The following is a 13,061-nucleotide window of genomic DNA, read 5'->3' as shown; positions in this document are numbered from 1 at the left end:
ATGAATAATTATAAAATATACATCGCTATAATCTGCCTGTTATTTGCATTTGGCTGTTCGAAAAAATTTGAGGCAGAACCTTTAGACCGCATCACCGGCGACTTAATTTTTGACCCTTCTGATAAGAATGCTGATTATGCAAAACAATTTTTAAACGGAACCTATTTGTTGTTGCCAGATTGGTATAATAGGATAGATGGCAGCTTTTTAGATGCCGGAACAGACGATGCCGTACCATCAAGAATAGGAACCCAGGCAGAATTTTACCGTACGGGTAGAATCTCATCTACAACCCTTCCTGATGATGTTTGGAGCAAAAATTATCTGGGCATCAGAAGAGCCAATCTTTTTTTAAGCAAAGTAGATGTGGTACCCACAACTGCAGTTTTAAAAACGCAGTTTAAAGCGGAAGCAAGATTTTTGAGGGCCTATTTTTACTTTGAACTGGTTAAGCGCTGGGGCGGTGTGCCTTTAATTGGCGATAAGATATATACCATCAATGATGATATAAATGTATCAAGAAATACGCTCGACGAATGTTATGCTTATATCGTAGCAGAGTTGGATGCCATAAAAAGCTCATTATTACCTTATGGCATTACAGATGGAGATTGGGGCAGGGCGAATATCGGAGCCGCAATGGCCCTAAAATCGAGAGTACTGTTGTATGCCGCCAGTCCCTTAAGTAACCCAACAAATAATATCCAGAAATGGGCATTAGCCGCACAGGCAGCCGCCGATGTTAAAGCATTGGGTTATACCCTGGTAACCGATTGGGTAGCCAATTTTAATGCAACCAAAAACACCGAATTTATTTTTATTAAACAGAACGTTTTAAATACCAATATCGAAATCAACAATGGTCCGATTGGATATTTACAGGGCCTTGGTTTAACCAGTCCATCGCAAAACCTGGTCGATGCATTTTTAATGCTCGATGGAAAAGCCATTTCCGATGCAGGATCGACTTATGATCCGAATAACCCATACTTAAACAGAGACCCGAGATTAACCGCTACCATTATGCACAATGGCAAAAATTGGCTGGGAAGGCCTGTTGAAACCTTTGAAGGTGGTCAGGATAAGCCGGGAGGAAACCGGACACAGACCAGAACGGGATATTACCTGAGGAAATTTATGGGCAAATTTGAAAGTTCTACTACTTACACCAATCAGGCCCATCATGTAATCTTATTGAGGTATGCTGAAATTTTATTAAACCATGCCGAAGCGCTAAACGAATCGGGTGGGGCAGTTGCTGATATCGTTAACAATTTGGTTTTAATCAGGAAAAGAGCAGGAATTCTTCCTGGTTCCAATAATCTTTACGGTTTATCGCTTACGCTTAGCAAAGATGAACTGCGTAAAATAATTCAGAATGAACGCCGGATAGAACTGGCTTTTGAAGAGCACAGAACCTGGGATTTGAGAAGATGGAAACTGGCCGAAATTGAATTAAACAAACCGGTTAGAGGTGTGCAGATTATCAAAAACGGAACAGCCTACTCGTATACTTATTTCAATGCCGCAAATGCTGTATTCGATACCAAAATGTACTGGTACCCTATACCACAGGCTGAAATATTAGCCAATAACAAAATGGTTCAAAACCCAGGATGGTCTAATTAGTAAGGGGCATAAATTTAAATTAATGAAGCATACAGGTTTTCAAATCACAGAAGTGAAACGGAAATCAGGATGGTTTCATGCCGATAAAAAAGAAACTATATACAGATGAAAAAAATACTGAATATAATATTGCTTGTGCTGATCACTAATTTGGCTTACGCCCAAACCAAAATGGTAAGGGGTGTGGTGGCCGATGATAAGGGCACAACATTGATTGCTACAACAGTTACAGAACAGGAAAACCCAAAGAATATTGTGATCACCAATACCAGTGGCGCTTTTAGCATTAAGGTTGGTGCAAACAGTACCAAACTGATCATAAGCTCTGTTGGTTACATCACAAAAGTGGTAACCATTACCAGCCAACCTTTAAATATTGTTTTAAAAGAAGATAATTCAAATTTAAATGAAGTGGTTGTAGTGGGTTTTACCCCGCAAAAGAAGATAACCAATGCCGGTGCAACCAGTACGGTGTCGGGTAAGGAATTAAGACAAAGTCCTGCAGCAAGTTTTCAAAATGCACTGGCCGGAAGGCTTCCCGGTTTGTTCCAGCAGCAAACCAGCGGCCAGCCAGGTGCCGATGCCGCTAATATTTACATTCGTGGGGTTAGTACTTACACAGGTGCATCTAACAGACCATTAGTTATTGTAGATGATGTAGAGTACCCTTACGAACAGTTAAGCCAGTTAAATTCCAATGAAATCGAAACCGTTTCCATTTTAAAAGATGCTTCTTCAACGGCTATCTACGGTATAAAGGGCGCTAACGGTGTAATTGCGATTACCACCCGAAGAGGAACAAATTCTGCCCCGAAAATTACATTCAGAAGCGATTTTGGTTTACAAACACCTACCATCAGAAGAAAACCACTGGATTCTTATAACGCCTTACTCTTATTAAAGGAGCAAGAGGTAAATGAAGGCAGAGATCCCAACCTGACCTATCCCGGACTGGTTACCGAAGAGGCACTAAACCATTTTAAACTGGGAGACGATCCTTACCGTTACCCGAGCGTAAAATGGTACGATGAGGTTATGCGCAAAAATGCATTACAGCAAAGCAACAATATCGACATTATTGGTGGTACTCAAAATTTAAAGTATTTCGTAGCGCTTGGTAACGTTAATCAAAACGGTATTTTAAAAGAGATAGAAAAAGATGAAAATTTTAACAGTAATTATTATTTAAAAAGATACAATATCAGGTCGAATGTTGATTTGAATGTAACTAAAACCTTAACCTTAAAGTTAGATCTTTCGGCCAGGTTTAATGAAATTAACCAGCCAAATCTTCCTGATGTACTGGCCGGTGGTGCCGTTTCTATTTGGAGAAGGTTAAGCAGCGGACTTTTAAATCCATGGAATTACCCGGTAAAAAACGAAGACGGGAGTTACGGAGGTAGAAAATCAGCCACATTAAATCCGGTTGGTATTTTGCAATATGCCGGTTACAACCGAAACTATAGCAATAACCTTAACTTAAACCTAAAGGCTAACCAAAATTTAGATTTTTTAACCAAAGGGCTTGCCGCAAGGGTAATTTTGGCCTACACCAATAATGTAGAGTTTAACCGATCGTTAACCAGAGGGCGCTTTCCTACGTATGCCTACCTGCCGGGATCGGATGTTTTAGACCCTGTTTTTCCGGAGCTAAGCAGGTTAGAACCGCTTACGGCAACAACTACATTTGATGCCAACACATCCAGCTACCCCCTTCGTAAGATTAACGTACAAGGTATTTTAGATTATAACCGCCAGTTTGGAAACCATAATTTATATGGTCTGATTGTGTACAACCAGTTAGCAGATATTTCTGGTGCCAATATTCCTGCAAATTTCAGAGGATATTCTGCCAGGGTAGGGTATAATTACAAATCGAGATACATATTCGAACTGAATGGAGCATATAATGGTACCGACAGGTTCAAAGCAAGTAAAAGGAATGGTTTATTTCCGGCAGTAAGTGCAGGCTGGAACATTAGTGAGGAACCCTTCTTTAAAAAAGCCCTTCCTTTTATCAATTACATGAAAATAAGGGGCTCGTTAGGTACCGTTGGTTCTGATGATTTCCCGAATACTTACCGTTATATCTACGAAGAAATTTATAATGCGCCGGCAACAGCCGCAAACTCTTACTGGTTTGGCGATAATAACAGCTTACAGTATGGCATTACGCCGGGCGCCCTCGCAAATGAAGATGTAAGATGGGAGCAGGAGCGAAAACTGGATATTGGTACAGACATTAAATTGCTGAACAGTAAACTCGGGATCACCTTCGATTATTTTAACCATAAAAGGTATGATATTTTAACCGTTAGGGAAACCGTGCCTAATTTCTCAGGTATTACCTTACCTCCGGTAAATTTGGGTATTGTAAATAATAAAGGTTTTGAACTCGACCTGTCATACCAGAATAAACTGTCAGAAAACTTATCCTATTTCATTAAAGGAAACATTTCCATCTATAAAAATAAAATAATTTACCGCGATGAGCCTTATAATCAAGGCAACCCCTTGCTGATGCGCACAGGCCGGCCTATTGGTCAGATTTATGGGTATACCAGCATAGGTTTCTACAATGATGCGGCCGATATTGCCAATAGTCCCACATCAGTTGGTCGCGCAGTTAAACCTGGCGATTTGAAGTATGCCGATATCAACAACGACGGAAAGATCGATCAGGGTGATATTGGCCCGATTGGCAACCCGAATATCCCTCAGATCAACTACGGTTTTTCATTAGGCACAAGCTACAAAGGTTTTGATGTTTCGGTACTTTTCCAGGGGGCTGCAAAAGGAAGCTTAAGCGCTTCTACCATGTTCCAGATTGGGAATGTGAACGGTACACCTGCCGAAATACACTTAAAAAGATGGACGCCGGAAACCAAGGAAACGGCAGAACTACCACGCTTAGGTGGCGCCAACTTTGATCAGTCTACTTTTTGGTTACGCCCAACAGATTATATCCGACTCAAAAATGTAGAACTCGGCTATAATTTCAGTACCAAACTGATCAGTAAAATCGGATTATCAAATGCCCGCATTTATGCCAATGCTGCAAATCTGATTACCTGGTTTAACCTGAAGATTTATGATGTAGACCCTGAGTCTATAAATTCTACAGGGACGGTAGAGGCCTATTCATCCTATCCTCAACAAAAAATCGTAAACCTTGGCTTACAGGTAACATTCTAATATATAAACAGATGAAAAATATAAATTATTTAAAAACTTTAACATTAGTTGGTTTATTAGCGATAGGTGCTGTTGCCTGCAAAAAAACTGATAGCAGTAGTTTTTTGGATAAAACAGACGTAGGGCAGCTCAATGAAGCGACCGTATTTGCCGATAGTTTGTTAACGTTTAGGTTTTTAACGGGTATTTATACCGGTTTGGCCGGAACATACTATCTCGATAATGGCTTAACAGGCGGTGGTTTGTGGTCGTACAGCGATGCATCAGACGATTCGGATATCGTATGGAGCGGAGCCACCGCACAAATAGCACCCGCCTTTAATTCGGCAACATTTCAAAGTCAGGCCGATTTTAGCCGGTTTAAGAACCACTGGAACAATTGTTACAATAATATCAGGCGGGTAAATGTTTTTTTGGCAAACGTAGACCGATCTCCAATTTCGGCCGCCAGAAGAGCAACTTTAAAACTGGAAGCCCGGTTTTTAAGGGCCTATTATTACTGGCATTTACTACGTAATTATAGTGGTGTGCCAGTTATTGGCGATAAAGTATACGCCATAACAGACGATTTTGGTTTAGCCAGGTCTACATTTGCTGAAACTGTAAATTATGTGGTGAGCGAATTAGATGCCTGCGCAGCTTTGCCTGTAACCACACAAATTGAAGATTTCGGACGCCCGACAAAAGGTGCTGCAATGGGTTTAAAATCAAAAGTTTTACTCCTGGCTGCCAGTCCTCTTTTTAACGGGCAAAATCCTGGTACAGGTGCCAATAAAAACCTGGCAGGTTACGATAATCTGGATAACAATAGATGGAAACTGGCCGCAGATGCCGCAAAGGCGGTAATGGATATGGGCATATACAATTTGGTAAAAGATAATACAACTGCCCCTGGTTACGGGTATTATCAGATGATGATTACCAGAAATACCCCTGAACATATTTTTCAGGTCATGAAATCGACAAACAGGTGGTACGAAGGTTTTCTGCTTCCGGTTTCCCGCGGCGGACAGGCTTACTCTTATCCAACCCAGGAACTGGTAGATACCTATCCGATGAAAAATGGTAAAAACATTAAAGAGGCAGGCTCTGGTTACGTAGAAGCAGATATGTACAAAGACAGGGATCCCCGTTTTTATTATTCTATTTTATATGATGGCAGCTTGTGGTTAAACAATACCACTAACACCAAAACGGTAGTGAATTTATATGCCAATGCCCCAGGCGATGGTTTAGGTACCTCAGGATCTACTAAAACGGGCTATTTATACCGTAAATTTTGTCACGAAGGTGCTGGCGGCAATTTTGGTATATCCAATAATATTGGCCTGGTGGCCATCAGATATGCCGAGATATTACTGAATTACGCAGAAGCACTTAACGAATTTAGCGGACCCAGCACAGAAGTGTACCAGGCTGTGGAGCAAATTAGGGAAAGGGCTGGTTTAGTACCATTTCAATTGCCATCGCAGTTAAGCAAAGAGCAAATGAGAGAAGTAATCCGCAATGAGAGAAGGGTAGAGTTAACCTATGAAGAAGCGATCAGATTCTTTGATATCAAAAGATGGAAACTGGCAGAAACTTTAATAAATGGTCCGGCAAACGGGATGCGTTGGACACGTAGCGGATCAACCGTTACCGGCGCTCGTTTTTCTTTCGAAACAAGGAGATTTACCAATCCTCAAATGTATTATTTTCCTATTCCACAATCAGAAATTAACAAGAGTACAGTACTGATTCAAAATCCAGGATGGTAATGGTGAGTTGAAAGCTGGGCGAACTGGACGTTTCGTGATGACAAACCCGATTGGGAATCTTAATGCGGTAAGCACTAAGATTCTCATCCGGGCTACAGTGACGACAGGTTTAAGATGAGTACGACATCCGTTTGCTCTGCCTGCTAATGAAGGACCCAGTTATAAAGCATTAAAATATGAATCTATTGACTTATGAACTATTGATCAAATGACGAAGCAATTTACTCCGGCACAATCTCGATCTACCATCGATATCAGAACACTTGAACCCATTATATTTTATTCGGGAAAGCAAGATGAACTGCATATTTTTTTAAATGAAACCGAATATGGCGAACTGATTATCAAGTCGCTATCTCACGACCAGATTCAGGTTAAAGCGGTAGTGCTCGACGAAACAGATGAAAAACTAAACTGGAAACAGGATCATAAAGGGCTTAGGATATCGGTGCCAGAAACATTGCTGATCAGCAAGGAAGCTGCGGGGAGGGTGGTAAAGGTCACTTTTTAACAAAAATGACAATGATGAAATAAAAATCAATTAATCAAATAACCTCAAACCATTAAACATGAAAAACAAAAAACAACTTTGCTTTGCACTGCTTTTGATGATTTCAAGCGGCCTTCTAATGACTGCCTGTAAAAAAGCACCCGTTTCAGAACCAGAAACGTTTAGCGCAAAACCAACCACGTTGGCACTAAGTTCGGGAACCACTCCGCCGAGTTTCGTAACCAATACCAAAAATTTAAACATTGTAATGTTTGTGCCAACCGATAATCCGGCGCTTTCTGATTACAAAACCCGCCTAACCTCCTTATTGGTTCATTTTCAGGGCTGGTTCCATACCGAAATGTTACGATATGGCTATGATAAATACATGGGGCTTCCCAAAATCGATTCAACCGGATTGGTGCGTTTTATCGAAATACCAGCTCAGTTCGGACAATCGGCTTATCCTTATGATGCCAGTATTTCGGCAACTAAAATCCTGAATGAAATTGCTACTTACAAAGCTACTCATGCATCAGAGTTCTCTAATTCGAGTCACACGCTGATTTTATTGCCGCAGCGTACAGATGGTAGTTTTGATCAGCCCTTTTACGGTTATGGTAAAAATTGTTTTGCTACTGATAATTTAAACATGGCGGTTGATAAAATTCCTAATGCAACATCAAATTTACTTGGGGGTATGCTGCATGAGCTTGGACATGGCTTAAATTTACCACACGATCATGCCAAATATGCTTCAGAACAACCAACCTTAGGTACTTCTTTAATGGGATCAGGAAATGTAACTTTCAGTAAAGGCCAGCCAACATTCTTAACCGAGGTTGATGCGGCCATTTTGAACCGTAATGAAGTGTTCCAGAATCCTTTGCCTACAGAAATACCTTACGAGGCAGCTACTACCACGATTAATGCGCAGTTTGCCTACAATGCAACAACGCAGGCTTTCACTGTTACCGGTTCGTTTACCAGCAATAAAGTGGTAAATGATATTTTGATTTACATGGATCCGGATTTGGGTAGTAGTGACGCTGATTATAATGCAGTGGCATGGAGATCGAACCCGGGTACCGGAAATACCATTTCGGCAACCATCCCGTTTAGCGAACTTTATTATAAAAATAACGAAGCGTACAACATCAGGGTGAAATTGCTCTTGAAGAATGGAGGCAATGTGAGCAAAACCTATTCATTTTCATTTTTAAATGGTGTGCCGCAAATTGGGGCTAATGGTTCTGCTAAATTTCATCAGAATTCCAGTTATGGAGGTTATGGTGTATCATTGCCTGTGGGCCAGTATACCACCGCCGATTTAATTAGTCGTGGCATTAGTAATAACGATATATCATCTGTTAATTTAGGTCTTGGTGTTAAAGTAATTATGTATGACGGAGATAACTTTACCGGAAGCAGTATAGAACTCACCTCATCAAGCACCTTTGTTTCTACCTTTAACGATAAGGCATCTTCAATAAAAGTAATTGCCGTAAACTAAACAGCTATGAAAAATCTATATCAAATTGGCTTACTAAGCCTGGCTTTTTCAATCTCTGTTTTTGCATGTAAAAAGACCAATGAGCAGGCAGACAGCACAGATACTTTTAGTTTAAAAAATAAGCTTACTGCAGTTGGTCCTGTATCAGGTATGGTGGCTCCGGTTACGCAAACGTATACCGAAAATGTGGGCAGTCAGGCGGTAGCTAACAGACTAATTCAGTCCAATCATAACGAAATGTTACCTACCGGATATTATGTGGCTGCAAACGATTCTATTTATGTTACTGTTGCTCAAACCAGCGGGACCCGTTTGCCTCAGCTGGTATTAGGTACACCATTTAGAGATAACATTAGACCCGTGCGTACTTATTACACCTTACAAGTAGGTTTAAATAAGATTAAAGCCGATCAATATGGTGGAATGGCCTGGGTAAAATATGTAAGTAGCGCTACTCCCGCAGCATCTGCAAGTCTTAGCTTTGGTAAAGGTTTTAAGCCTGTACCTTATTTTAAGAAAAATGTTACTTCAAATGCCGATTGGTTAACCATGCTCGATAGTTTAACTAATGTACCTGATGTTATCATCGAAACCAGTCGTGCCATTGTGGTTGCCCGAAGGGATGATGCAATTACTTATAAAACCGACGATCAGCAAGCGGTGAGTACTAAAATTGATCAGATTATTGATGCAGAAGATGCTTTTAGTGGCATTGATGGATCTACAGCATTGCATACCGCAGGGCCATATAAATATTTGATCACCGTTAAAGACCCTGCAAATTCAGGTGATTACATGGCTGCGGGGATTGGGATTTTTTATATCCGTTCTTTAACTTATCGTATTCTGCAAAATGCAAATGTTAGTGGAGTTTCGGGCTGGGGATTATGGCATGAGGTTGGGCATATCCATCAACAAGGTCCGTGGACCTGGACAGGTTTGACCGAGGTTACGGTAAACCTGTATTCGATGGCTGCCGAACGATATTTTGGTGTTACACCTTCCCGCATGAACCGGGATGGCAAATGGACCTCGGTTGATAATTATTTTAGTATTGCCCAGGCTAGCCGTAATTTTAATGGTACAGTTGCCAATGCGAATGATACCAGGTTGGGGATGTTTTATCAGTTGTGGCTCAAATATGGCGATGCCTTTTACATTACGCTGCATAAGCAAACCCGTACCGAAAATCCTTCATTAGCTAACGATGCGGCTAAAATGCGTTATTTTATGCTAAAGGCCTGTACGATTAGCGGAAACGATTTAAGCGATTTTTTTAAAAAATGGGGCTTGCCAGTAACACAATCGGTTTATGATGAAATTACAGCTTTGGCTTTGCCAGCGCCTGCAGTTGATTTGACAACCTTGAGAGATTAAATAAAAAAAAATACACTCCGGAAAATGGATTCCGGAGTGTAAAATATAAGTTAATGAAAAAAAAATACTTGTTTACCTTATTTACGATAGGTCTGGTAGCAAACTTGTTTGCACAAACAGGTCCGATAGATCAATTTAAAGCTGAAAAATTCGGTCTGTTCCTGCACTGGGGTTTGTATGCGCAAACTGCCGGCGATTGGAAAGGCCACCGGGTTAAAGGAGGAGAGCATTTTATGCTGTACGAACGCATTCCGGTACAGGAGTATGGAACCATTGCTAATCAGTTTAATCCCATCAAGTTCGATGCAGATGCCTGGGTTAAGCAAGCCAAAGAAACAGGCATAAAGTATATCGTTTTTACAGCAAAACATCATGATGGTTTTGCCATGTATAATTCGGCCAGCAGCGATTATAATATTGTAAAAAGAAGTCCGTTTAAACGCGATCCAGTTGCAGCGCTGGCGAAAGCCTGTAAAAAATACAACATCACCCTTTGCCTTTATTATTCCTTGGGGAGAGATTGGCAAGATCCGGATGTGCCAACAAATTGGCCTGTAAAAGCGGGCAGAAGCAATACCTGGGATTATCCGAATGAAGATGCTAAAGTTTTTAACCGCTATTTCGAAAGAAAGGTTAAACCACAAATTACAGAGCTTTTAAGTAACTATGGCCCGATTGGTGCAATTTGGTTCGATACACCCGAACTCATCAGTAAAAAAGAGAGTGCAGAACTTAAAGCATTGGTTGAAAAAATACAGCCAAACTGCCTGGTAAACAATAGAATTGGGAATGGTTATGGCGACTTTTCAATTTCTGAACAATCTTTATCTCCATCATCAAAAAAAGCATGGGAATCTTGTTTAACCATTGGCCAAAACTGGGGTTATAACAAACACGATAGCGTTTGGAAATCGCCCGAAATGCTGGTGAGGCATTTGGTAGAAGTAGTGGCTAACGGGGGTAATTTATTGCTAAACGTTGGACCTAAAGGCGATGGTACCTTTCCAGATTGGGCAACCGAAAGATTAAAAGCTGTAGGCAAATGGATGGATATTAACCAGGAGGCCATTTACGCCAGCCACCCATGGTTAGCTGTTAAAGAAAACAACAATGAAAAGAGCGATAATAGCTCCATTGAAGAAAGTAAAAACGCCATTAAAGATGCTGTTTTTGACGGTACACCAAAATCTGTAACACCAGATGTTTATTATACGGCAAAGGATAAGAACGTGTATGTTTTTTTAAGGAGCTGGCAAAAACCAGTTGTACAGTTAAAGCAAATAAATAAAAGTTTATTATCTGTTAAAAATATTGAGCTTTTAGGAAACAATAAGAAAATCGAATGGACCATCAATAATGAAGGCCTCAACCTGAATTTACCCGTTGATTATAAAAAAGGAAATCAAATTCCTGTTTATGTATTGAAAATAACAACCAACTAATGAGGGTACTATATGCATTATCTATATTACTTATTTACTCAACGGCCTTTGCACAGCAAGCCGGAATTATTCCTATGCCGCTGCAATTTGCAAAAGGCAGTGGTTACTTTACGCTTAATAATCACAGTAGCATTGGTTATCATAACGAACAGTTAAAAATGATTGCTTACTATTTTCAGAACGAATTATTAAGTCAAAAAGGAATTACCCTTCAGCAGAAAGCAAAATCGGCAAATATTCTTCTGGTGCTAAAGGCAGGTCGCAGGCAGGCAGATTCATGTGCTTACCAGATCAGTATTAAGCCTGAACAGGTGACCATTTCTGCTACACACCCTAACGGGATTTTTTATGGAATAATCTCGTTGCTGCAATTGGCGCTAACCAGTAAAAATAACCAGGTTCCGGTAGCAGAGATAAGCGATGCACCAGCTTATGGCTGGCGTGGCTTTATGCTCGACGAATCGCGCCATTTTTTTGGTAAACAAAAAGTAAAATCCATTCTAAACTGGATGGCCTTTTATAAACTAAATACCTTCCATTGGCATTTAACTGATGAACCAGCATGGCGCCTGGAAATTAAGAAATATCCTAATTTAGCCCTTATTGGAGGCATTGGAGATTACTTAACACCTAATTTACCCGCTCAGTTCTACACACAAGCCGATATTAGGGAAATTGTAGCTTACGCTGCAGAACGTTACATTAAAGTGATACCCGAAATTGATATGCCCGGGCATGCTACGGCAGCCAATCGGGCTTATCCCGAATATTCTGGAGGTGGTTCAGCAGGGCACCCGGAGTTTACCTTTAATCCTGGTCTGGACAAAACCTACGGTTATTTAACCGATATTCTAAAAGAAACCAATGTGCTTTTCCCTGCCGGATTAATTCATTTAGGTGGAGATGAAGTGAGTTATGGAAATGAAAAGTGGAAAAGCAATGCCGATATTTTGAAACTCCGCGAACGCGAAAAGCTTAAAGATGATGCTGCAGTAGAACATTATTTTATGAAACGTATGGCCGATTCGCTCTATCAATTAAACGTCAGGGCTATTTTTTGGGATGAAATGGCCGAAGCCGATTTGCCAAAAGAAAAAACAATTATGTTTTGGTGGCGCCAGGAAAAACCTGCACAACTCCGTACTGCCTTGAGTAAAGGTTACCAGACGGTTTTATGTCCACGTTTACCCCTGTATTTCGATTTTGTTCAGGATAGTACGCATCAATATGGCAGGAAATGGAACAAACTGTATAGTCCGGTTGAGCAGGTTTACCAGTTCGATGCACAGTCTTTTACTGAAAATGAAAAAGAAAAACAGCTTATTTTAGGTATTCAGGCCAACCTTTGGACAGAAACAGTAGATAACGATAACCGTTTAGATTATTTGCTTTTTCCACGCATTGCTGCCCTGGCAGAAGCTGCATGGACGCCACAAAAACATAAAGATTTTAAAACCTTCAGCAATAATTTAAGCCAGCATCTGACGCTTTATGGCAAAGCAGGGCTTTATTATTATCATCCTTCAAAACCCTTGCAAAACCCCGAAATACCGGTTAGGAGAAAGAAACCATTAAATTATAAAGATTAACAAGAACGCATAAAATTTGAATATGAAACTGTCATGATTTTCAAACCACACCATATAATGATTAAATCA

8 protein-coding genes are annotated in these 13,061 nt (G+C 40.5%); all 8 read left to right on the top strand.

What is annotated here, in order from left to right; all coding sequences use genetic code 11:
- The 8 genes from AC04QZ_RS04555 (at position 1) to AC04QZ_RS04520 (ending at position 12,992) form a co-directional block, all read left to right on the top strand.
- Complete coding sequence (locus AC04QZ_RS04555; protein WP_478356753.1) at positions 1-1,629, top strand: RagB/SusD family nutrient uptake outer membrane protein; 1,629 nt, start codon at positions 1-3, stop codon at positions 1,627-1,629.
- A gap of 105 nt (positions 1,630-1,734) precedes the next feature.
- Positions 1,735-4,824 (top strand): SusC/RagA family TonB-linked outer membrane protein, encoded by a 3,090-nt coding sequence (locus AC04QZ_RS04550; RefSeq protein WP_478356752.1) that lies wholly within the window; start codon positions 1,735-1,737, stop codon positions 4,822-4,824.
- Positions 4,825-4,835: 11 nt separating this feature from the next.
- Positions 4,836-6,581 (top strand): RagB/SusD family nutrient uptake outer membrane protein, encoded by a 1,746-nt coding sequence (locus tag AC04QZ_RS04545; RefSeq protein WP_478356751.1) that lies wholly within the window; start codon positions 4,836-4,838, stop codon positions 6,579-6,581.
- Between the two features lie 208 nt (positions 6,582-6,789).
- On the top strand, positions 6,790-7,092 hold the full coding sequence (locus tag AC04QZ_RS04540) for an alpha-L-fucosidase C-terminal domain-containing protein (protein ID WP_086546579.1): 303 nt from the start codon (positions 6,790-6,792) through the stop codon (positions 7,090-7,092).
- Between the two features lie 58 nt (positions 7,093-7,150).
- Positions 7,151-8,584, top strand: a complete 1,434-nt coding sequence (locus AC04QZ_RS04535; RefSeq protein ID WP_478356750.1) for a hypothetical protein — start codon at positions 7,151-7,153, stop codon at positions 8,582-8,584.
- A gap of 6 nt (positions 8,585-8,590) precedes the next feature.
- Positions 8,591-9,961: a M60 family metallopeptidase gene (locus AC04QZ_RS04530; RefSeq protein ID WP_478356749.1), complete on the top strand. Its 1,371-nt coding sequence runs from the start codon at positions 8,591-8,593 to the stop codon at positions 9,959-9,961.
- 53 nt (positions 9,962-10,014) lie between these two features.
- Positions 10,015-11,403: an alpha-L-fucosidase gene (locus AC04QZ_RS04525; RefSeq protein WP_478356747.1), complete on the top strand. Its 1,389-nt coding sequence runs from the start codon at positions 10,015-10,017 to the stop codon at positions 11,401-11,403.
- Positions 11,403-12,992 carry a beta-N-acetylhexosaminidase gene (locus tag AC04QZ_RS04520; RefSeq protein ID WP_478356746.1) on the top strand — a complete coding sequence of 530 codons (1,590 nt, stop codon included), beginning with the start codon at positions 11,403-11,405 and terminating at the stop codon, positions 12,990-12,992. The genes AC04QZ_RS04525 and AC04QZ_RS04520 overlap by 1 nt, the downstream gene beginning before the upstream one ends.
- Positions 12,993-13,061: the final 69 nt, after the last annotated feature.

Source organism: Pedobacter folensis (assembly GCF_056490665.1).
Note: the sequence above shows the minus strand (reverse complement) of the source record. Positions and strands in the feature narration are given on the sequence as shown.